Genomic DNA, 20,791 nt, shown 5'->3' with positions numbered 1-20,791 from the left:
CTGTGTTAAAGCTCGGAGCCCGAAAGGCTTGTGCCGGGAGGCTGTGCGCAGAGCTGCCGTCCCATGGTGACGAAAGGTGTTATGCGCTTCAGCAGCGCGTCCAGCGATCCGTAGGGTTTCAGCACGTTGGTCATTCCCAGATTGACCAGGCTCATGCCCAGCAGATCCGTATCAAGCGCGAAAGCCCGCGTTGCCTCCGGTTTCTGCTCCGGCACGAAATAAACGGCCGGCTTGTTCAGCACCTTGGCACAGGCAAGCACGCCACTTTCAGCCATGAAGGGCCAATCGGCCTCATCCTTCGCCTTGTGGATCACCTGCATACGAAAATCCTTGGCCCCTGGAACGAGATCGTTGACTGCGGTCACAATCGTTCCTGCCGGCAGTGAAAGCCCTGCCGCAAGAAAAATCCCGACCGCCGTCGGCATCAGTGCGCCACGGCGGCGGCTGCCGCCTCGTCGATCAAACGACCGGTGCGGAAGCGTTCCAGATTCAGCCCAGCATTGAACTTGTGCGGCTCATCGCGGGCAATCAGGTGGGCGAAGAGATTGGCAGAGCCCGGCGTCGCCTTGAAGCCACCCGTACCCCAGCCGCAATTGACATAGAGCCCCGGCACCGGCGTCTTCGATTGGATCGCCGAACGGTCCGGCGTGTTGTCGACGATGCCGCCCCAGGAGCGCATCATCTTGACGCGGCGGAACATCGGGAACAGCTCGCAGATCGCATCCAGCGTGTGGGTGATGATCTGCAGGCCGCCGGTCTGGCTATAGGAATTGTACTGGTCCGTGCCCGCGCCGATGACGAGTTCGCCCTTGTCGGACTGCGAAATATAGGCATGCACCGTGTTCGACATGACGACGCAGGGGAAAATCGGTTTCAGCGGTTCGGAGACGAGCGCCTGCAGCGGGCTCGACTGCAGCGGCACGCGTACACCGGCCATCTGCATGACAACCGTGGTGTGGCCAGCCGCCGAAACGCCGATCTTCTTGGCGCCGATGAAGCCGCGCGTCGTGTCGACGCCGGTCACCCGGCCATCTGGCCCGCGCTGGATACCAGTCACTTCGCAATTCTGGATGATGTGCACGCCGCGATCCGAGGCCGCGCGGGCAAATCCCCAGGCAACCGCATCGTGACGGGCCGTACCGCCGCGGCGCTGCAGCGCAGCACCATTGATCGGGTAGCGCGCCGTCTTCGAAATATCGAGCGGCGGACAGTAAGCCTTGGCCTGCTCCGGCGTCAGCCATTCATTGTCGATGCCATAGAGCCGGTTGGCATTGATATGCCGCTTGAAGGACTGCTGGTCGTGGATATTGTGCGACAGCATCATCACGCCGCGCGGCGAATACATGACATTGTAATTGAGATCCTGAGAAAGCCCCTCCCAGAGCTTCATCGAATGCTCGTAAATGTGCATGCTCTCTTCGTAGAGATAGTTCGAGCGGATGATGGTCGTGTTACGACCGGTGTTGCCACCGCCAAGCCAACCCTTTTCAAGAACTGCAATATTGGTGATGCCATGTTCCTTGGCAAGGTAATAGGCCGCGCCCAGGCCATGACCGCCGGCGCCGATGATGATGACGTCATACTCCTTGCGCGGCTCCGGCGAACTCCACTGGGCCTCCCACCCCTTGTGAGCCCGCATTGCTTCCCGTGCCACGGCAAAGACCGAGTATTTACGCATTCGCCCTCAACTCCTTCAGGGATCAAGCCCTTTTAATGGGACATACAAATCGCAAATCAAAAACCGACGCAACGGCTCTTTTGCGACGCAATCAGGACCGCCTTTCGACACGGTTAAAAAGAATAGTGAAACAGGTCGCCGCATTCCATTTGATTCTTGGGTTGGCGCTCAGCCCGCTTGTGGTGCCAGGGAACAAACCACTATGATCCGGACATAAGCATGTCGGAGACGCCGCCGCCGGCTCAATTCACGCTCGACAACGGCTTTTTCCTCCGTAAACTCACGATCCGGCTAGACTTTGACAAACCGATCTGCTATCTCGCCTTACCAATCGCAAGGCTGCGGCCGCGCGAACGTTATTGTTTTGCCTCTTGGCGCTGCAGTTGCCGCTGGCATCAACCAAACCAAAGGAACGTGATTCTCGTGCAGGTACTTGTCCGCGATAACAATGTCGATCAGGCTCTCCGCGCTCTCAAGAAGAAGATGCAGCGCGAAGGTATTTTCCGCGAAATGAAGATGCGCGACTATTACGAAAAGCCGTCGCAGAAGCGTGCTCGCGAGAAGGCAGAAGCTGTTCGCCGTGTTCGCAAGCTGGCGCGCAAGCGTGCACAGCGCGAAGGTCTGGTCGCACGCTAATCGTCGTTTTTTCGACGTTTTCAGATGCATGTCTGGCGGGGGCGAGTCGTTTCGCCGCCGCCTTTTTGATTTATTGTCCGGGCAAACGGAATTAATCAAAACAGCCTGATATAACGCATGGGGAAAGCGAACCCGATAATGGCAATCACGACGTCCAAACAGTTCCGCTCTTCGAAACTGTCTTTTTTTGTTTCGAAGCGCGCCGCTGCTGTGCCCGCTTTGGCTCTTCTCGCTGCAATCGGCCTTTCCGGCTGCCAGACCGCCTCCACCGATACGGTGATCCGCATCGACAAGGCGCAGGGCTCTTCGGAAAACATTGCGTCGCTGACCTCGGTCATCAATGCCAATCCGCAGGATCCGGAAGGCTATAACGTCCGCGGCACGGCCTATGGCCGCGGCGGCGAATTCAGTCGAGCCCTGGCAGACTTCAACCAGGCTATCCAGATCAATCCGAAGTTCTATCAGGCCTATGCCAACCGCGCGCTCATCTATCGCAACATGGGCAAGCTACCGGAAGCAGTCGCTGATTATAATGCCGCGCTGCAGATCAATTCCAATTATGACGTCGCCTATATCGGCCGCGGCAATCTCTATCGTCAGTCCGGCCGCGACAACGACGCGTTCAACGATTACTCCAAGGCGATCAGCCTCGGCACGACGGATGGCCGCGCCTATAACGGCCGCGGCGTGATCTATCAGAAGCGTAATCAGCAGGATAAGGCGATCGACGACTTCTCCAAGGCAATCTCGCTCTCGCCGAATTCGCCCGAGCCCTATAACAGCCGCGGTATCTCCTATCTCGCGCAGAACGACGACGACAACGCCTTCGCCGATTTCAACCACGCGATCGACCTCAACAACAAGGTCGCCGAATCCTGGGCCAACCAGGCCTTCGTTTATGAGCGTCGTGGCGACAAGGCCAAGGCCCGCCGTTCCTATCAGCATGCCGTCAACCTCGATCCGAGCTACCAGCCGGCCAAAGATGGTCTGGCGCGCGTCGGGGCGGGCGCCTAAAATAGTTGCAGGAAAAGCGCATGGCGCTTTTTCTGCCACAACTGCCAGAGAACAACAGTGGGCCGCCGCGCGATCATCCGTCCGGCGGCTTTTCTTTGCGCTGTTGAACGCATAGTCTCCCTCCGACCTTATCGGACGAGAGACGCGCATGCCTCCTCCTCAGAAAATCATCGTCGTCGGCGCCGGCATCATCGGCGCTTCCATCGCCTGGCATTTGGCGCGCAAGGGCGCATCCGTCACGGTGATCGCGGCAAATGCCGGCGGCGAGGCGACGCCGCGTTCTTTCGCCTGGATCAATGCCAGTTGGGGCAATCCCGAATTCTATTTCCATTTCCGTCGCCGCTCGATGGCGGAATGGTCGCGGCTGGCGGCTGACGTTCCCGGCCTGCCGCTTTCCTGGTGCGGCGGGCTCTGCTGGGATCTGCCGGAAGCCGAATTGGAGGCCTATGCCACGCGGCAGGGCGGTTGGGGCTATGGTCTGCGGCGAGTCGATCGCGAAACAAGCGCCGCTCTCGAACCCAATCTCGCCAATCCGCCTGCGTTTGCGCTGCATGTCGCCGAAGAAGGCGCCGTCGAGCCGGTTGCCGCCGCCAATTTGCTGTTGGAGGATGCCGCCCGCCACGGTGCGACGCTGTCCTATGGCGCAGAGGTTAGGCGGCTCTTACGGGAGAACGGCAGGATCATCGGCGTTGAAACGGCCAATGGAGCGCTGCTTGCCGATCATGTCGTTCTTGCTGCCGGCGGCGGCACGGCAGCACTCGCTGCATCCGTCGGCATCGATGTGCCAGTCGAAACGCCGCCGGGCCTGATCGTTCATTCCCGTCCCGTTCCGCGATTGCTGAATGGCCTCGTCCTAGCGTCAGAGTTGCATATGCGCCAGACGATGGAAGGCCGGATCATTGCCGGCAGCGATTTCGGCGGTACCGATCCAGGCGACGAACCGCAAAAGGCCGCCGACGAACTTTTTGCCAAGGTCAAAGCCATGCTGCGCGGCGGCGACAAGCTCGAACTCGATTTTTATACGGTCGGCTATCGGCCGACCCCGAAAGACGGTTTCCCGATCATCKGCGGGGTCGATGCCGCGCCGGGCCTTTATCTCGCCGTCCTGCATTCCGGCGTGACGCTGGCGCCGCTTGTCGGCTCGCTTGCGGCGGCGGAGATTGTCGACGGGAATCTCAACCCTGAGCTTGCGCCATTCCGCCTGTCCCGATTTGCGGCGACAGGCTAATGACTCGTACATCCTAACCTCAAACCGATGCCGCTCACCTCCAAAGTGTCTGGTATCATTTACGATTTAACGACGGTGACTTTTCATATGTTGCAACGCAATTTACCGAGCCCTAACATGGCCCTTTCGAGAGCATGCTGCTCGGGTAAAAGCATGGGGGCGCTCGACATGGTGATCAAGACCAATATTCCCGCGTGGGTGGACGCTTTTTATTCCTATGGTGATCCGATCGGTTGATCGCACTATGAATAAGCCGCGTTTCCCGAAGGCTTCGATTGGGGCTTACCTGATCGCCATAGCACTGGCGATTGCTTTGCCGATTCTGGCTTTCGTGGCATTGCTGCTGGTCCAGCTCGAAAGCAACGAGCGCGATGTGCTGAAGCGCGATACGGTTCAGGACGCCCAGGCACTGGCGCGTACCATCGACCGGCAATTGCAGGACATGGCGACGACCCTGCGACTGCTCTCCTCCTCGCCGGAGCTGGAACGCAACGATATCGCCACCTTCTTCGACCGGACAGAGACGGTGCTGCGCACCGATTCGCTTTTCGTCCTGCTTCTGGACAAGGACGGTCAGATGCGGCTGAACACGCGCTGGCCGCTCAGCAAGCCGCTCGGCAAGACTGGCAATATGGCCGCCTTGCAATCGGCCCTCGATTCAGGCCGCATCGAGGCTTCGGACGTCTTTATCGGATCGGTCATCCATCGCTGGGTCTACAACGTCACCCTGCCGCTCTATCATTCTCCGGCCGGTGCGGCCCTGGCCATGACACAGGATGCCGATGAACTCGCCAAACTCGTGACGACCGATGCCCTCGCGCCGGGCTGGTCGGCTGCGGTCATCGACAGTTCCGGCCATATCGTTGCCGCCAGCGGCCCCGCCAATCATTCCCCTGGCGATCCATTCAACAAGGATATCCTGGCGAAACTAATTGCCTCAAGCGGCGTCTATCAGGATGAGAAAGTCCTGCCGCACTCGCTGCTCGGCTATGCACAAATTCCCGGCTGGTCGTGGAAGGCCGTTGTCTGGGGGCCGATTGCCCCGGCGCAGGCTTCGCTGATGAGCACCTGGCGCTTCCTGATCTATGGTGGCGTCACGCTTCTGTTGATCGCGCTGATTGCGGTCTATGCACTGGCCCGTCAAGTGCGCACCACCATCCAGGATATCGCCGATATGGCAGACCGCATGGGCCGGGGCGAGATCGTTTCGCCGATCGAAACCAGTGTCATCGAGGCCAATCAGATGGCCATCGCGCTTTCCAACGCATCCTTCGATCGCAGCGAAACCGAGGACCGGCTGCATTTCGTCATGCATGAACTTGTTCATCGCACCAAGAACCTGCTGGCACTCGCCCAGGCGATGACCCGTCAGCTCGCCCGGCAAACCGACAGCGTCGACACCTTTCAACGCGCGGTCGCCGACCGGCTGGAAGGGCTGGCGCGCTCGATCGAAGTCCTGACCAGCGAACAATGGTCCGGCGTGTCGCTACGGCGGGTGATCGACATTCATCTGGCCACCTTCCTCCAGGGGCCGCAACAACTCGATATCAAGGGCAGGGATTTCCTGCTCAAGCCGGAAGCCGTGCAGAATCTCGGCCTGATCCTGCACGAGCTGGCGACGAATTCGGTGAAATACGGCGCGCTCTCCGCTCCCGAAGGAAAAATCACCATCGAATGGACGACCGCAGACGGCGAGATCGGACAAATGATCCGGCTCACCTGGACGGAAAGCGGCGGCCCGATCGTCAAGACGCCGTCAATTACGGGCTTCGGCACGACCGTCACCAAGGCGCATGCGGCCGCTGCCTTCAGCGGCAGCGTCGAGATCGACTTCCGTTCGACAGGCCTCATCTGGGTGCTGAACGCACTGCGCAGCACCATGGAGCGCGAACGAGAGCGGGCATAGCCCACAGCCCCTTCCGGAACATTTCAACCACAGGAGCCGTTCCAGTTTCATCATTGGTCAATCCAAAGGAGAACGACCATGCTGAAACACATTATTCTAGCGTCCGCAGCGCTGTCCGCTGCCGTATGGGCTGCGCCTGCGGCCTCCGCAGACTATTCCACTCTCGGCACGCTCACCTGCACGTCGAAGGGATCGACGGGCATGATCATCATGTCCCAGAAAAACCTGATGTGTACGTTTGAACCGAGCGGCGGCGGACCGAATGCGCGTTATGCCGGCATGATCCAGAAATACGGTGTCGATCTCGGCGTTACCGGCCGCAGCGTCATGATATGGGCTGTGCTCGCCAAGACCGGCACACCATTCACCGATATCGCGCTGGCCGGCGAATATTACGGCGTTGGCGCCGATGCCAGCTTTGCCGCCGGTGGCGGCGCCAAGGTTATCGCCGGCGGCACCAACAGAGCCTTCATGCTGCAGCCCCTCAACGTCCAGGCCCAGGAAGGCGTCAACGTCGCCGTTGGCGTTGAGAAGATGACCCTGGCACCTGCGTCGATTTGAGAAGGTAAAGTAAGGGCGATTCTTGCAGATCGCCCACATGCAGCGCCTTCGTAGCCTCCCGTGCCCTGCATCTCCCTTGTTAGGGAGACGGGAGTCACCCATTCATCGCCTTGACGATCTCCTCGGTGACCTTTTTGGCGTCACCGAGCAGCATCATCGTGCCGTCCTTATAGAACAGCGTGTTGTCGATGCCGGCATAACCGGAGCCGAGAGAACGTTTGACGAAGAGGCAGGTCTTGGCTTTGTCGACATCAAGGATCGGCATGCCGTAGATCGGTGACGTCTTGTCGTCGCGTGCGGCCGGATTGGTGACGTCGTTGGCACCGATGACATAGGCGACATCGGCCTGGGCAAATTCCGAATTGATATCTTCCAGCTCGAAGACTTCGTCATAAGGAACATTGGCCTCGGCCAGCAGCACATTCATATGGCCCGGCATACGGCCGGCGACGGGATGAATGGCGTATTTCACGTCGACGCCGTTCGCCTTCAGCTTGTCGGCCATTTCGCGCAGCGCATGTTGGGCCTGCGCCACCGCCATGCCATACCCTGGCACGATGATGACTTTCGATGCATTGGCCATCAAGTAAGCAGCGTCCTCAGCCGAGCCGAGCTTCACCGTCTTGTCGCTGTTATCGGCGCCACTGGAAGCCGTCTCCCCGCCAAAGCCGCCGAGAATGACGGAGACGAAGGAGCGGTTCATGCCCTTGCACATGATATAGCTGAGGATCGCGCCCGACGAGCCAACCAAAGCACCGGTGATGATCAGTGCCAGATTGCCGAGTGTGAAGCCGATCCCGGCCGCCGCCCAGCCGGAATAGGAATTCAGCATCGATACGACGACGGGCATATCGGCGCCGCCGATCGGCACGATCAGCAATACGCCGAGCGCGAGAGCCAGGGCGACGATCGCCCAGAAATCGAAGTGGCTTTCGCTGACACCAAGGCCGACGATGAAGAACACAATTAGCGCCAGCAACACGGCGTTGATGATATGCCGGTTGGGCAACAGGATCGGCTTGCCGGACATGCGGCCGTCGAGCTTCAGGAAGGCGATGATAGAGCCGGTGAAGGTTAGCGCGCCGATCGCGACGCCAATCGCCATTTCGACGCGAGCCTCGTGATGGATCGAGCCGATCGCGCCTATGCCGAAGGATGACGGCGTATAGAGTGCCGCAGCGGCGACCAGAACGGCGGCCAGACCGACCAGCGAATGGAAACCGGCGACGAGCTGCGGCATCGAAGTCATCGGAATGACGCGGGCGATATAGGCCCCTGCCCCACCACCAATGGCGAGGCCGAGGATGATGAGCACGAAGCCGCCGAAGGAGGGTGTGGCGAGAACCAGCGTCGTGGCAATGGCGATACCCATGCCGGCCATGCCGTAGAGATTGCCGCGGCGGCTTGTGGCCGGATGCGACAGGCCGCGCAGCGCCAGGATGAAGAGCACGCCGGAAACGAGATAGAGGAAGGCAGCGATATTGCTCAGCATGCCGTCCTCACTTGTCTTTCTTCTTGTACATCGCCAGCATGCGCTGGGTAACAAGGAAGCCGCCGACAATATTGACCGAGACGAGCACCAGCGCCACGAAGCCGAAACCGGTGGCAAGCCCACTGGCGGAAATGCCGACCGCCAGAAGCGCACCGACGACGATGACCGAAGAAATGGCATTCGTCACAGCCATCAGCGGCGTATGCAGGGCGGGAGTGACCGACCACACCACGTAATAGCCGACGAAGATCGCCAATGCGAAGATCGCCAATTCGAATACGAAGGGATCGATCGCGCCGCCGGAGATGGCGCTGACGGATTCCGGCGCCTGCGCAGCCGCGGTCCTCACGGCGCTGATGGCGTCATTCAATTGCTGGAGCGCCTGATCCATTGCTTGGCTGGCCATCTAGAGATCTCCCTTGTTGACCGTCGGCTGATCCGGGTCGACGAAGTTCGGATGCACAACTTCGCCCGCATCCGTCAGCATCGTCGCCTTGATCAGCTCGTCGGCCCGGTTAAGCCCGAGGCTCTTGCTATTCTTGTCGACCATCGTTTCCAGGAAGGTGACGAGGTTCTTGGCATAGAGTGCAGACGCGCTCGCCGGAATGCGGCCCGCCAGATTGGGATATCCGATCACCTTGACGCCCTCGACATCGGACACGGTTCCGAATCCGACACCCTCGATATTGCCGCCACGTTCGACGGCGAGATCGACGGCGACTGCGCCGGGGCGCATCGCCTTCAGCATCTCGCGGCTGACGAGCCGTGGCGCCGGGCGGCCGGGAATCAAGGCCGTAGTGATGACGATATCCTGCTTGGAGATATGTTCGGCAACGAGGGCCGCCTGCTTGGCCTGATAGTCTTTCGACATCTCCTTGGCATAGCCGCCGGCCGTTTCCGCCGCCTTGAACTCTTCATCCTCGACGGCAACGAATTTCGCGCCGAGCGAGGCGACCTGCTCCTTGGCCGCAGGACGGACGTCGGTGGCCGATACCTGTGCACCCAATCGCCTCGCGGTGGCGATCGCCTGCAGGCCGGCGACGCCCGCACCCATGACGAAGACCTTCGCCGCCGGCACTGTTCCGGCCGCCGTCATCATCATCGGCAAAGCCCGATCATAAACCGCGGCGGCCTCGATCACGGCCTGATAACCGGCAAGATTGGCCTGCGATGACAGCACGTCCATCGACTGCGCACGGGTGATGCGCGGCATCAACTCCATGGCGAAGCTCGTCAGCCCGGCTCGCGCCATGTCGGCGAGCGCCGCTTCGTTGCCATAGGGATCCATGATGGCGATAACGATCGCGCCGCTCTTGTAACCGGCAATCTCCCCGCCGGTCGGCCGGCGCACCTTGAGAATGACATCAGCCTGGGCTGCATCGTGAACGGAGCCGATCCGCGCGCCGATGGCTTCGTATTCACCGTCCGGAATGCGCGACAAAGCGCCGGCACCCGCTTCGACCACAATGTCAAAGCCAAGGCCTCTCATTTTCTTCACCGTTTCGATGGACGCGGCAACACGCGTCTCATCCGCCACGGTCTCTTTGGCGACAAAAACCAGATTGCCCAACGATACCACCTCGCGTCAAACGACAGCGCCGCTGAATACAGCAGCGCAATAGCCTGCAGAACCAGGCTAGCATTCCGGGGAAGGCGCGGGCCGGACGGCCCTGCATCGATCAGCGCGCTGGAATATCAGCGCACGAGTATGGAGCCAATGAATGATAGAACGCCGAAAATAAGCAGACCGCCGAGGAAGCCGGCATGACCGAAGAAACCGGCCGCCATCGCTATCAAAAGCGCGGCGATGATCGCCGATCCGACCCTGGCGACGAAAAGAAACCCATGGTAGGTCTTGTCGTGCTCCCTGTAATCCATCGGAGCACCCGTCTCGACCGGTCCGGTATGATGTTCGGCCATTCAAAAATCTCCCCTCAATCCGCTCCCCCGACCTGCTTTTGCAATCGCCGGTCGACTGGAGTTCAGCCTCGAAAGCTGCGGTGAATCTCTACGAAACACCGCAGCCAAATTTCCTCAATCGAGGCGTTACACAAAGCGGCGAAAAATGCAATGCACGAGAACGCCGCAGAGGCTCAAGAAGGCTTAGCCGAATTGCTGCCGAGCGGCGGCACGGCCGCCTGCAGCCATTCGCGCCGTCGGCAGAACAGTGAGGGGATGCGTGCCACCTTCAGCATCGCGGGAGAACATCATCCGCCGCTCATAAGGTTCCGAATCGAAGAATGGGTATCGTTCCATCAACTTGCCGCGAATCTCCTTCGACCGCGAAGCAAGCAGCGTCAGTTCGAAACCATAGGTCTCCGTCATGCGTGGCGGCACGATAGTATCGGCATAGAAGACACGTTTGTAGAAGGCGGCATGCGCTGGGCGGATATGCTGCATGACGCGGTCGGTGTCAAAATAGATGGCGCCGACGATTGCCGGTCTGAGCGTCAGATAAGGCAGAGCCGGCATTTCAAGCTCGAACTCGGGATCGATGGCGAAACGCGCCGGATCGATCAGCGTCATGCCGGCATCGAGAAAGGCATGAATTTCATCGGGAAAAATGCCGGTCGACTGGCAAACGCGATGATCCGGCGTGACATGGTGTATTCGCACCGTGCTCACCAGCTCTTCGTAGTAGTAAACGCCGAAAACGTAGGCCTGCTCGTCGAAATCGATCTCGTCGATCATGGTCTTGGCCGCAACCGGCAAAACCTCACGCGCTTTGTAGGCCTTGTAACGCAGGCGGGCGACATCCTCCATGTCCTCGCTGCTCTCTATCCGGCGGTATTCAACGTGATCAAGCACCTCCATTAGCTTGCCGGCGAAGCTATTTTGCAAAGTACTCATATAAGACATGTTCGCTATCCGTAATTTTAACGGACCATTATTGGTATTAATCAAAAAATTGATCAATATTAGATTCAATTTTTATTAATTATTTGTTCGTTAAGGTTAATTTTTTGACTACAGATACCGGTATAGATTCGAATATTCACAAATTCTTATTTATTAATTATTGTAGATTCGCTGGCCACTCCTCCCATTTTGCTGGGAAGAGCCTATCGTTACGGTAGGCAAGGAAGTATCGGTCGCGGAAATGCCTGCGTACCACTGAGGCGGGTGGGGTTATGCTGGAAAGAATGAGTTCGGCGCGACGGCCGCGGCAAATACGAAGAACGTTCGCGATTGGCCGGCTTGGCGAGGCCTAAGCCACATTATCCTGCCGGATGGCCGGCTGGTGGCGGCCGATATTGTCCACCATTTCGACGATGCTATCCCGCGGCACAGGAACTGAAAACACGTAGCCCTGGACGATGTCGGCCAGATCATACTGTTCAATGAGCGATAGCTGCTCCGGCGTCTCCACGCCCTCGATAACGATTTCCAGGCTGAGAGCCCGTGAAAGATCGGCGATGCCGCACAGGAGCTTGAAACGGCGGCTGTCCGTGGTGATGTCGCGGACGAAAGAGCGGTCGATCTTGACGATATCCACCGGCAACGTATCGAGATAGCTGAGACTGGAGAAGCCGGTGCCGAAATCATCGATGGCGATGGTGATGCCCCTGGTACGCAGGTCGACGAGAATGGACCGCACGATCGCAATTTCATCCATCAAGCAGCTTTCGGTGACTTCCAGATGCAGCCGCGACGGGTCCAGCCCCGATGCATCGAGCGCTTCCATGACCATGGTGACGATGTCGTTGCTGCGTAGGTCCTGTGCCGAGAGATTGACCGAGACCGAGATCGACTCCGGCCAGGTGGCGCAGTCTCGGCAGGCCTGATTGAGCATGAAGCGGGTGATGCCAGTCACGATGCCCATTTCCTCGGCGATCTGCACGAAGACGTTCGGTGGAATCGAGCCTTTTTCCGGATGTACCCACCGCGACAGAGCTTCGCAGCAATCGATGCGGCTGCCATCCGGCGCGAACATCGGCTGATAGACGGCATGCAGCTTGCCGCCCTCGATGGCCTCGCGCAGATCCTCTTTCAGCTTCTGCCGCTCAACGTAGCGCGCATCCATTTCCTCCTCGAAGGCAGAGCATCCACCCTTCATTCGCGACTTGGTTTCGAACAGCGCCAGATCGGCCTTGATCCGCCACTCCTCCGGACGGAAATCGCGGCTCGACATGGTCACATAGCCACCGCTGAAGGAAACGCGGAAACTATTGCGGTCGACATCGTAGAGACCGGCCATGGCGGCGTGCAGCGCACGAATGCGGCTATCCAGATCCGGCTCGCCATCCTCATTCGGGAAAAACAAGACAAATTGATCCCCGACGAGGCGAGCGGAAAGCGCCATATCTCCCGCCCTTTCCTTCAGCCGCGCGGCTATGGCGACCAGCAGCCGATCACCGATAAAATGCCCCTTGGTATCATTGACGTGCTTAAAGTCGTCCACATCGAGAACCAGAAGACCAATCTGGCTCTCGCGGGTGCGAGCGGCCAGCTTTTCCTTTACGAGGTCAACGAAATATTCGCGGTTCGGCAGGCCGGTCAGTGGGTCGAAGCGCACCATATGCAGGATCTTGCGCTCGGCGCGAATGCGCGGCGTCACGTCCTCGAAAATCAGAATGACAATGCCGTCGGCGCGGCGGCTTGCCGAAAACTCCAGAAACAGATCCTCATTGAACTGAATGAGGGTGCGCGATATCGAGCCGCTGACGAGCTGCGCCATCTGCCGCTGGATCAGGCCGGGCAGCGAGCCGTCGATGAAGGCATGGCGGGCGCCATAGCGCAGCACGACGTCGAATTCGCAGTCCCGGAGCTGCTCCTGATGCGCCAGATTCAAAAGCTCGCAGGCTTTGCGGTTCACCACCAGGATGCGATTGTCGGCATCCAGCATGAACAAGCCGTGCGTCATATTGTTGAGCGCCGTGTCGAACCGGTCGGCAATCAACGATATCTCACGCGAAGCGATGACATTCTTATAGAGAAATTCGCGCACGCCATTGGCCATCGAACGCGTCGTCAACCCGAAGGGCACGAGCATGATGGAGACGATGGACTTGTAAAGCTGCTCCGACATCAGGCAAGCGATGATGATCGGCAGGCAGCAGGCCATGGTCTGCAGGTCGATCGCCTTCTGCGAACCATAATTGCGGCCGACGATCGACACCATCGATGCCATGGTCACAGCGATACAGATGAACTCCGCCAACGGATCCTGGACGATCAGGATCGCGTAGCCGCTACCGATGCCGAGAATACCTGCCGTCCCTGCGGCGCCGAGCACATAGCGCGTTTCCCAACGCGCGATATCGGCGCGCGAAAAGGCATGCTTATTGGCGGCGTCAAACTGCCAGAAGGAATACATGCGGAAAGCGAAAACGGCGATAAAGGCGAGACAGAGACCGAGATAGATGCTCGCATCCGTGCTCAAGAACACGATGACATACGTGAGGACGTGAACGAACACACCCGTAAACAACGTTTTACGGTTTCCGAAAAGCGAACTTACGAACGACAGATAAACATCTGTCGGTACCGTGTCCGGGCTTTGAGGCTTCATTCAGAGTTCCCCTGATGCGGCAGGCACTCTAGTTGAAACTTTTTAAAATTTGATTGCCCAAATAGTGGGTATCTGGACGGATTTTCTAATCATCTCGGTTACTTACACTAATTTTGAGTGATATTTTGCATCGTATTCGTGCAATCGGTTAAAACTGATTCTACTCAGACTATATTTCTTCAATCATCAATTGCTAAAACACAAATCACTGAAAATAGGGGCGCGACCGGTCAAAGTTTGCCCGCCCTCTGCTGGATCATCATGAAGGTATCGAAAGTGTATTCGGAAAGTTGCATCCAGAGATAGGCATCCTTCTTGTAAGCAACCTGATCATCATAGATCCGCTTGAAATAATTGTTCGATTTCGAGAGATCAGCATAGATTCCCATAGCCGCCTGGAAACACGCCTCGAGAATTTCCTGGCTGAACGGGCGCAACGTCACGCCCTGCTTGACGATCTCCTTCAACGCCTGCGGATTTTTCACATCGTATTTCGCCAGCATGTTGGTGTTGGCAAAGGAGCAAGCATCCGCGAGGATCGCCTGATAATTCTTCGGCAGCGCGTTCCATTTTTCCAGATTGAAGAAGGCGTGCACGACGGCACCCCCTTCCCACCATCCGGGATAGTAATAATATTTGGCGATCTTCTGGAAACCGAGTTTCAGATCGTCATAAGGGCCGACCCACTCCACCGCATCGATCGTACCTTTGTCGAGCGCGGCAAATACGTCATTGATCGGGATATCCTGTTGCGGCACGACGCCGATCTTTTCGATGACCTTTCCGGCCAGGCCAGCAATGCGCATCTTCTGGCCCTTGAGATCGTCCAGCGTATTGATTTCCTTGCGGAACCAACCGCCCATCTGCACGCCGGTATTGCCGGCCGGCAGGCCGAAAATGCCCTGCGTGGCGTAAAACTCGTTCATCAGCTTGTTGCCGTTGCCCTGGTAGAACCAAGCATTGGAGAGCCGGGCATTAAGGCCGAACGGCAGAGCCGTGCCGATGGCATAGGTCGGGTCCTTGGTCCAGAAATAATAGGAACAGGTGTGGGCGGCATCGACCGTCCCGGCGCTCACCGCGTCGGCCGCCTGCGCGCCGGGCACGATCTCGCCCGCTTCATAGGTCTGGATGACGAAATTGCCGCCCGTCGCTTCCGAAACATGCGTGGCGATGTCCTCCGCGCCGCCATAGATCGTATCCAGGCTCTTCGGAAAGGAAGAGGTCATCTTCCAGGTGATCTTCGGATATTCCTGAGCCACAGCGGGACTGGCGAGCGCCGAGGCGGCCGCGCCCGCGCCAACCGCTCCGGCCCGCCTGATGAACGAACGGCGATCCATCGAAACCTCCCGTACAGATGGCATTGCGGGAAACATGCTCTCCCGATATGGCGCAAGTGATGGAGCTAATCACGCCGTGGTTTGTCTTTCAAGGTTGCTTTTGCACTGCATTATGGCGATTCCTGTACATCGTCATGACGAACGGAAACAAAGCCTCTTCGCAACCAGTCCGCGTTGCTGAAGCGTCGCTCTTCGCTTAGATTTGACCCGCCCCGGCATTGACACCATATTCATGCCGGGGTCTCAACTAACCCCGATAGTTTTGCACTTCTCCGGAGCCTTGCATGCCCAGACCGATCGTCGCCATTCCTGCCGATATCCGCGAATTCGATGGCGTGACTTGGCATGCGGTGCAGCAGCAATACATCCGGGCAGCCGTCAAAGCTGCGGGCCTGATGGCACTGATCGTCCCGGCGATGGAAGACGGCAACGATATCKACGCCATTCTCGACCGAGTCGACGGCCTGCTCGTCTCCGGCTMCGCCAGCAACGTGCACCCCTCGCTCTACAGCATGGAAGCGCGCGAGAGCGACGGTCCTTTTGATCCGGCCCGCGACGCCACGTCGCTGCCACTCATTCGCCGTGCCATCGATCGTGCCATCCCGATGCTCGCCATCTGCCGCGGCATCCAGGAGCTGAACGTCGCGCTGGGCGGCACGCTCGCCAGCGAAATCCAGGAGCAGCCGGGCATCTGGGATCACCGCAAACCGCCGAATGTCGATCGCGACACGATGTATTCGATCCGCCAAAGCGTGTTCGTCAAGGAAGGTTCCTGCATCGCCCGCGTCGTCGGCCCCGGCGAAGTGCGCGTAAACTCGCTGCACCGTCAGGCGATCGCCGAAACGGCGCCGCGGCTGCAGGTGGAAGCCGTCGCCGAAGACGGCACGATCGAAGCCGTCTCGGTCATCGACGCCAAGGCCTTCGCCGTCGGCGTGCAGTGGCATCCGGAATATTGGGCGGAAACCGATTCGCCTTCACGCAAGCTGTTTGTCGCCTTCGGCGATGCCGTGCGCGATTATGCGGCGAGCAAGGAGCAGCCTTTGGCCGCCCCTCGCCACCAGCAAGCGATTTGATCAAGCCTTCGATTTCACCGGGGTCTCCGGTACCGGGGTCAGCGCGGCGCCCTTGCCGAACCATGCGATGATATTGTCCGCCACGAGATCTGCCATCGCGTTGCGCGTCGGCACCGAGGCGGATGCCACATGCGGTAGCAGCGAGATATTCGGCAGCGAGAGATAGGCAGCAGGGACGTATGGCTCATCGTAGAAAACATCAAGGCCGGCAGCGCCAAGCGTGCCGTTCCGCAGGGCTGCGATCAGCGCATCGTCATCCACCGACCAGCCGCGCCCGACATTGATGAACACGCCCTGCGGTCCGAGCGCCGACAGGATCTCGGCATTGATGACCTTGTGCGTTTCCGGCGTCTTCGGCACGATGGAGATCAGCGTATCCACCGATTGTGCCATCTCCTTCAGGGTCGGATAGTAGTCGTAAGGCAAGGAGTCGCGCGGCGAGCGCGTGTGATAGCCGATCTTCACCTTGAACGGCTCCAGCCGTCTGGCGATCTCCAGGCCGATCCGGCCGAGACCGTAGATGCCGACGCGACGCCCCTTCAGGGAGAAAGGCGAGAGCGGAAAAGGCCCTTCCTTCACCCAGCGACCCTCACGCAGCCAGGTTTCCGCTTGCGGAAACTGCCGCAGCGTGTTCAGCAGCAAGGCAATCGCCGTATCGGCCACCTCATCGTTGAGCACATCGGGCGTGTTGGTAACCACGATGCCCTTCGAAGCCGCATGGCGGACATCGATGCCGTCATAGCCGACGCCGAAATTGGCGATGACTTCGATATTGGGGAAGGCATCCATCCAGACGGCATCGAAGCCACCCGACACCGCTACGCCACGCACACGCGCCGCCGTTTCCGCATCGACCCTCGGGCTCTCGCTGCGATCGAGCGCGACGATATCGAAGCGGCCGTTGAGCGTTTCGAGAACACGCGGGTGTATCTTCCCCGGAACGAGGACGGCGACGCGATTATCGGACATGATCTTTCCTCTTGAAGATGCGGTTCGGCGCTATTGGCGCGCCTGGTAKGGAGATGTCGATTGACGGATGCGCATTTCGGGCTTKATGAGATGAATACCATCCGGCTCATGGCTGCCCGCCAACCTATCCAAAAGCGCGCGCGCCGCAAGCCTTCCGACCTCCGCCTGGCCGTTCCACACCGTCGTCAGCGCCGGCGTCGCGATCGCCGCCTCTTCCAGATCGTCATAGCCGGTAACCGAAATATCCTTGCCCGGCACGAGGCCAGCGCGGGAGATGCCGTTCATCAAACCAATGGCCACGAGATCGTTCCAGCAGACGGCTGCCGTCGGCTTCTGCGGCAATGACAGGAGATGGACCGCCGCCTCGAAACCGCCCTGCTTGGAGCGAGCGCCGGGAATACGCAGATTGGGATCGACCTCGATGCCTGCCTTGCGCAGAGCGTTCACATAGCCCTGATAGCGATCACGGCCGGTGGAGGTCTGGTCCGTGCCGCCGATCATCGCGATGGTGCGGTGACCGAGGCTGATCAGGTGATTCGTTGCGAGCGAAATGCCGTAGCTGTCGTCCCCGCGAAAGGTCGGCAGATCCAGCCCCTCCATCGAACGGGCGACAAGGATGGCCGGCATGCCGTTTTCCTCCGCCAGATCGAAATCTTCCGGCGGCGTGCCGATTGCCGGCGACATGATGATGCCATCGCCTCCGAGCTGCAGCAGGGTTTCGACGAAGGTCCGCTGCTTCTCGACCGAATCATAGTGATTGGAGAGAATGAACGTATGGCGGCTGCGGTCGAGTTCGCTCTCGATCGCCTTCAGAATCTCCCCGTAGAACGGGTTCATGATGTCGTGGACGACGACGCCGATGATCCCGGATCGCGATGTCCTGAGGCTCGCCGCGCGGCGGTTATAGATATAGCCGAGCGTGCGCGCCTGATCCTTGATCTTCTCACGCGTATTCACCGCCACCAGCGGGCTGTCGCGTAAGGCAAGAGATACCGTCGCCGTTGAAATACCCAGCGTTTCTGCAATGGTCGAAAGCTTTATCTTTTGCGCCATGCGCTCCCCTCCCCGTGAAACGCAGCCAAATATATGATCCCGGCGTCTCACGATTCCGGAATTTAAAAACTTTAATTAAAAGCTTAAATCGCGCCGCGCAACTCGAATCCTTTAGGATTCTTAGAATTCCCCATCATCTTCCTCATGGTCGCCGGCCTGAAGATTGCCATCGATCGCCTTCAACAGGCGCACGAGCGAACGGACATCCTTCTCCGAAAAACCGCGTGTGGCGAGTTCATCGCAAACCGCCGCCGAACTGGTGATCTCTGTCACGCTGTTGCGCCCGGCCTCTGTGAGATAGACCTTTGTCAACCGGGCGTCCGCGGCATCGGGCCGCCGCTCGACGAAGCCCTGCGCTTCCATGCGCCCGATCGTGCGGGTCATGGTCGGCGCCTTGACGCCGAGCTTCTGCGCGAGCGTCCCTGCCGGCAGGCCATCGCTCTCCGCCAGCGCGAGGATGACGCCATCCTGGCCCGCGTAAAGGCCGCTTGCCGTCAGGTTGCGCGTCAGAACCGTGCGCATGGACCGTGCCGCCTGCGTCAACGCGGGCGACAAATCGGCAAGCGTGTAGTCGCCGTGGTCCTTCTTCTTACCCGACTTACTTTTTTTCCCGTCTTTGTTCTTCTTACCCATCGTGATTCCGTTGATCTTTCCGCCGCTGCAGCATCACGATATGACATTGCGCAGCTTATTGACATAAACAAGAGGCACATCTGCAGATGGCACAGCCTATGGCGCGTTTCGATGACAATGATAGGACGCTGACGCCAGTGGACCGGGCAAACTGGATCGCCGTCCTGCCGCTTGGCGCCCATGAACAACACGGCCCCCACCTGCCTTTCGAGACCGACACCTTGATTGCGGCAGGCATCGTCGCCCGCCTGAAGACGGCGCTGCCAGCCGATTTGCCCGTCACTTTTTTGCCCGTGGAGCCAATCGGTTACTCCATCGAGCACATGGATATTACCGGCACCAAGACACTCGCCTTCGACGAAGCTGTCAACCGATGGCTTGGTATTGCCGAAAACATGCACCACCTCGGCATCCGCAAATTCGTCATGTTGAACGCCCATGGCGGCAACTCACCCCTGATGACCATCGTGGCGACGGAAGCGCGCCTGCGCTTCGGAATGCTGGCCGTCGCGACCAGTTGGACGCGCTTCGGCGTGCCGGAAGGGTTGATTGCGCCAGAGGACAAGGCCATCGATATCCACGGCGGCGATATCGAGACCTCGGTCATGCTCGCGCTCCACCCGGAGAAAGTCGACGTGACCAAAGCTGCGGATTTTCCTTCCCGGCAATCCGATTTCATCAAGCGCTTCAAACATCTGCGCGCCTATGGCCCCCATGCCTTCGGCTGGAGGATGTCGGATCTGAATGTGCAAGGCGTGGCCGGCAATGCGAGTGTTGCGACGGCCGAGAAAGGCGAACGGCTGATCGCCCATGCCGTGAAGGGCCTAGTGGAGTTGTTGAGGGATGTCGATCGGTTCGATGTGGAGCCGTGGAGATAGCCGATCACTTGTATCAAGTGGTACAATCCATCATCTTATTGATGAATTCCCTTTCTCCACCGGGAGGCGGACATGCGTATTTCCCTCGATGATGCTGAGGGCCAACTCAAAGAATTGGTCCGCCTTGCCAAGCAAGGCGAAGAAATCGTGCTGACGCAGGACGGCCTGCCGGCTGCGCGCATACAGCCGATGAAAAAGCCCATGACTTCTGAAGAAAAAGAAAATCTTATCAAGAGATTACAAGAGGAAGTCAGGAAAAAAGACCTCCCTCCAGGCCCCGATGCCGCCAGAAGCCAAGATTTCCTCTACGATGAATACGGCTTGCCCAAGTGATCGTTGTTGACACGTCAGCCCTTGTCGCAATGCTTGCAAATGAATTGCATGCCGCCGCTTGCGAGGTGGTATTTCAAAATGAGAATCGTATTCTCATCTCCGCTGGAACAATGCTCGAAGCGCTCATTGTAGCGACGCGGCGCGGCTTCGAGAAGCAAATGCGGGAGCTTTTGACATCTCCCGCCTTAGAGATCATCGAGGTTACGTCGGAACGTGCGGAGCGGGCCGCAGATGCATATTCACGTTGGGGCAAAGGCATCCATCCCGCTGGCCTTAACTACGGCGATTGCTTCGCCTACGCCACCGCCAAGGAATATGACTGCCCTCTTCTCTTCGTCGGAAATGATTTCTCTCAGACCGACATCGAACCAGCCGCCCCAAACCTAATGTGATCTTATAACATACAAAAGCCTTTGAACTGGCGCCGCCAACTCCTTATATGGAACCCGATCACTTTCCGCTCTCCGGGGCAAATTCCCGTATTTCGA

General features: G+C 58.8%; 21 protein-coding genes. 9 read left to right on the top strand and 12 right to left on the bottom strand.

What is annotated here, in order from left to right; translation table 11 throughout:
- Window positions 1–5: 5 nt before the first annotated feature.
- Both QD357_RS12265 and QD357_RS12260 read right to left on the bottom strand, forming a co-directional pair.
- Window positions 6–425 carry a hypothetical protein gene (locus QD357_RS12265; RefSeq protein WP_107109226.1) on the bottom strand — a complete coding sequence of 140 codons (420 nt, stop codon included), beginning with the start codon at window positions 423–425 and terminating at the stop codon, window positions 6–8.
- Complete coding sequence (locus QD357_RS12260; protein ID WP_107109227.1) at window positions 425–1,678, bottom strand: sarcosine oxidase subunit beta family protein; 1,254 nt, start codon at window positions 1,676–1,678, stop codon at window positions 425–427. Before QD357_RS12260 ends, QD357_RS12265 begins: the two co-directional genes overlap by 1 nt.
- A 423-nt stretch (window positions 1,679–2,101) precedes the next feature.
- On the opposite strand from QD357_RS12260, the gene rpsU reads away from it, so the two are divergent.
- The 5 genes from rpsU (at window position 2,102) to QD357_RS12235 (ending at window position 7,023) form a co-directional block, all read left to right on the top strand.
- Window positions 2,102–2,314 (top strand): 30S ribosomal protein S21, encoded by a 213-nt coding sequence (rpsU, locus tag QD357_RS12255; RefSeq protein ID WP_003585885.1) that lies wholly within the window; start codon window positions 2,102–2,104, stop codon window positions 2,312–2,314.
- A 138-nt stretch (window positions 2,315–2,452) separates the two neighbouring features.
- The gene (locus tag QD357_RS12250; RefSeq protein WP_107109228.1) at window positions 2,453–3,328 is read left to right on the top strand and encodes a tetratricopeptide repeat protein; all 876 of its coding nucleotides are present in this window, start codon (window positions 2,453–2,455) and stop codon (window positions 3,326–3,328) included.
- 148 nt (window positions 3,329–3,476) lie between these two features.
- On the top strand, window positions 3,477–4,556 hold the full coding sequence (locus QD357_RS12245; protein WP_414124382.1) for an NAD(P)/FAD-dependent oxidoreductase: 1,080 nt from the start codon (window positions 3,477–3,479) through the stop codon (window positions 4,554–4,556).
- 244 nt (window positions 4,557–4,800) lie between these two features.
- The gene (locus QD357_RS12240) at window positions 4,801–6,462 is read left to right on the top strand and encodes a sensor histidine kinase (protein WP_107109230.1); all 1,662 of its coding nucleotides are present in this window, start codon (window positions 4,801–4,803) and stop codon (window positions 6,460–6,462) included.
- 78 nt (window positions 6,463–6,540) lie between these two features.
- Window positions 6,541–7,023 (top strand): DUF992 domain-containing protein, encoded by a 483-nt coding sequence (locus QD357_RS12235; RefSeq protein WP_107109231.1) that lies wholly within the window; start codon window positions 6,541–6,543, stop codon window positions 7,021–7,023.
- Window positions 7,024–7,117: 94 nt separating this feature from the next.
- Here QD357_RS12235 and QD357_RS12230 read toward each other — a convergent pair whose 3' ends face one another.
- The 7 genes from QD357_RS12230 to QD357_RS12200 form a co-directional block, all read right to left on the bottom strand.
- Entirely contained in the window at window positions 7,118–8,512 is a 1,395-nt protein-coding gene (locus QD357_RS12230; RefSeq protein ID WP_107109473.1) for an NAD(P)(+) transhydrogenase (Re/Si-specific) subunit beta, read from the bottom strand.
- Between the two features lie 10 nt (window positions 8,513–8,522).
- Window positions 8,523–8,921 carry an NAD(P) transhydrogenase subunit alpha gene (locus tag QD357_RS12225; RefSeq protein WP_107109232.1) on the bottom strand — a complete coding sequence of 133 codons (399 nt, stop codon included), beginning with the start codon at window positions 8,919–8,921 and terminating at the stop codon, window positions 8,523–8,525.
- On the bottom strand, window positions 8,922–10,085 hold the full coding sequence (locus QD357_RS12220) for a Re/Si-specific NAD(P)(+) transhydrogenase subunit alpha (protein WP_107109233.1): 1,164 nt from the start codon (window positions 10,083–10,085) through the stop codon (window positions 8,922–8,924).
- A gap of 125 nt (window positions 10,086–10,210) precedes the next feature.
- Window positions 10,211–10,435, bottom strand: coding sequence for an aa3-type cytochrome c oxidase subunit IV (locus QD357_RS12215; RefSeq protein WP_107109234.1), 225 nt, complete (start codon window positions 10,433–10,435; stop codon window positions 10,211–10,213).
- 183 nt (window positions 10,436–10,618) lie between these two features.
- Window positions 10,619–11,374 (bottom strand): N-acyl amino acid synthase FeeM domain-containing protein, encoded by a 756-nt coding sequence (locus QD357_RS12210; RefSeq protein WP_107109235.1) that lies wholly within the window; start codon window positions 11,372–11,374, stop codon window positions 10,619–10,621.
- A 349-nt stretch (window positions 11,375–11,723) separates the two neighbouring features.
- Window positions 11,724–14,027 (bottom strand): putative bifunctional diguanylate cyclase/phosphodiesterase, encoded by a 2,304-nt coding sequence (locus tag QD357_RS12205; RefSeq protein WP_107109236.1) that lies wholly within the window; start codon window positions 14,025–14,027, stop codon window positions 11,724–11,726.
- A gap of 230 nt (window positions 14,028–14,257) precedes the next feature.
- Window positions 14,258–15,364: a TRAP transporter substrate-binding protein gene (locus QD357_RS12200; RefSeq protein WP_107109237.1), complete on the bottom strand. Its 1,107-nt coding sequence runs from the start codon at window positions 15,362–15,364 to the stop codon at window positions 14,258–14,260.
- Window positions 15,365–15,648: 284 nt separating this feature from the next.
- Here QD357_RS12200 and QD357_RS12195 point away from each other — a divergent pair, with 284 nt between their 5' ends.
- Window positions 15,649–16,437: a gamma-glutamyl-gamma-aminobutyrate hydrolase family protein gene (locus tag QD357_RS12195; protein ID WP_414124381.1), complete on the top strand. Its 789-nt coding sequence runs from the start codon at window positions 15,649–15,651 to the stop codon at window positions 16,435–16,437.
- Here the strand turns inward: QD357_RS12195 and QD357_RS12190 are convergent, their stop codons facing one another.
- The 3 genes from QD357_RS12190 to QD357_RS12180 form a co-directional block, all read right to left on the bottom strand.
- Complete coding sequence (locus QD357_RS12190; protein ID WP_107109239.1) at window positions 16,438–17,406, bottom strand: 2-hydroxyacid dehydrogenase; 969 nt, start codon at window positions 17,404–17,406, stop codon at window positions 16,438–16,440.
- Window positions 17,407–17,436: 30 nt separating this feature from the next.
- Window positions 17,437–18,459, bottom strand: a complete 1,023-nt coding sequence (locus tag QD357_RS12185) for a LacI family DNA-binding transcriptional regulator (RefSeq protein ID WP_107109240.1) — start codon at window positions 18,457–18,459, stop codon at window positions 17,437–17,439.
- A gap of 120 nt (window positions 18,460–18,579) precedes the next feature.
- Window positions 18,580–19,092: a MarR family winged helix-turn-helix transcriptional regulator gene (locus QD357_RS12180; RefSeq protein ID WP_107109241.1), complete on the bottom strand. Its 513-nt coding sequence runs from the start codon at window positions 19,090–19,092 to the stop codon at window positions 18,580–18,582.
- Window positions 19,093–19,178: 86 nt separating this feature from the next.
- On the opposite strand from QD357_RS12180, the gene QD357_RS12175 reads away from it, so the two are divergent.
- The 3 genes from QD357_RS12175 (at window position 19,179) to QD357_RS12165 (ending at window position 20,695) form a co-directional block, all read left to right on the top strand.
- On the top strand, window positions 19,179–19,970 hold the full coding sequence (locus QD357_RS12175; RefSeq protein WP_107109242.1) for a creatininase family protein: 792 nt from the start codon (window positions 19,179–19,181) through the stop codon (window positions 19,968–19,970).
- A 72-nt stretch (window positions 19,971–20,042) separates the two neighbouring features.
- The gene (locus tag QD357_RS12170; protein ID WP_107109243.1) at window positions 20,043–20,303 is read left to right on the top strand and encodes a type II toxin-antitoxin system Phd/YefM family antitoxin; all 261 of its coding nucleotides are present in this window, start codon (window positions 20,043–20,045) and stop codon (window positions 20,301–20,303) included.
- Entirely contained in the window at window positions 20,300–20,695 is a 396-nt protein-coding gene (locus QD357_RS12165; RefSeq protein WP_107109244.1) for a type II toxin-antitoxin system VapC family toxin, read from the top strand. Before QD357_RS12170 ends, QD357_RS12165 begins: the two co-directional genes overlap by 4 nt.
- The last annotated feature ends 96 nt before the right edge of the window (window positions 20,696–20,791 follow it).

Origin of the sequence: Rhizobium sp. BR 317 (genome assembly GCF_047445835.1) — a bacterium.
Taxonomy (GTDB): domain Bacteria; phylum Pseudomonadota; class Alphaproteobacteria; order Rhizobiales; family Rhizobiaceae; genus Rhizobium; species Rhizobium paranaense.
This window is presented reverse-complemented; position numbering and strand designations above follow the sequence as displayed.

Bases quoted from the DNA above. Each gene is read 5' to 3' on its own strand.
- QD357_RS12205 (WP_107109236.1), bottom strand. From the start codon at position 14,027: ATGAAGCCTCAAAGCCCGGACACGGTACCGACAGATGTTTATCTGTCG.
- QD357_RS12240 (WP_107109230.1), top strand. From the start codon at position 4,801: ATGAATAAGCCGCGTTTCCCGAAGGCTTCGATTGGGGCTTACCTGATC.
- QD357_RS12210 (WP_107109235.1), bottom strand. From the start codon at position 11,374: ATGTCTTATATGAGTACTTTGCAAAATAGCTTCGCCGGCAAGCTAATG.
- QD357_RS12265 (WP_107109226.1), bottom strand. From the start codon at position 425: ATGCCGACGGCGGTCGGGATTTTTCTTGCGGCAGGGCTTTCACTGCCG.
- QD357_RS12200 (WP_107109237.1), bottom strand. From the start codon at position 15,364: ATGGATCGCCGTTCGTTCATCAGGCGGGCCGGAGCGGTTGGCGCGGGC.
- QD357_RS12260 (WP_107109227.1), bottom strand. From the start codon at position 1,678: ATGCGTAAATACTCGGTCTTTGCCGTGGCACGGGAAGCAATGCGGGCT.
- QD357_RS12225 (WP_107109232.1), bottom strand. From the start codon at position 8,921: ATGGCCAGCCAAGCAATGGATCAGGCGCTCCAGCAATTGAATGACGCC.
- QD357_RS12170 (WP_107109243.1), top strand. From the start codon at position 20,043: ATGCGTATTTCCCTCGATGATGCTGAGGGCCAACTCAAAGAATTGGTC.
- QD357_RS12215 (WP_107109234.1), bottom strand. From the start codon at position 10,435: ATGGCCGAACATCATACCGGACCGGTCGAGACGGGTGCTCCGATGGAT.
- QD357_RS12175 (WP_107109242.1), top strand. From the start codon at position 19,179: ATGGCACAGCCTATGGCGCGTTTCGATGACAATGATAGGACGCTGACG.
- QD357_RS12250 (WP_107109228.1), top strand. From the start codon at position 2,453: ATGGCAATCACGACGTCCAAACAGTTCCGCTCTTCGAAACTGTCTTTT.
- QD357_RS12235 (WP_107109231.1), top strand. From the start codon at position 6,541: ATGCTGAAACACATTATTCTAGCGTCCGCAGCGCTGTCCGCTGCCGTA.
- QD357_RS12180 (WP_107109241.1), bottom strand. From the start codon at position 19,092: ATGGGTAAGAAGAACAAAGACGGGAAAAAAAGTAAGTCGGGTAAGAAG.
- QD357_RS12190 (WP_107109239.1), bottom strand. From the start codon at position 17,406: ATGTCCGATAATCGCGTCGCCGTCCTCGTTCCGGGGAAGATACACCCG.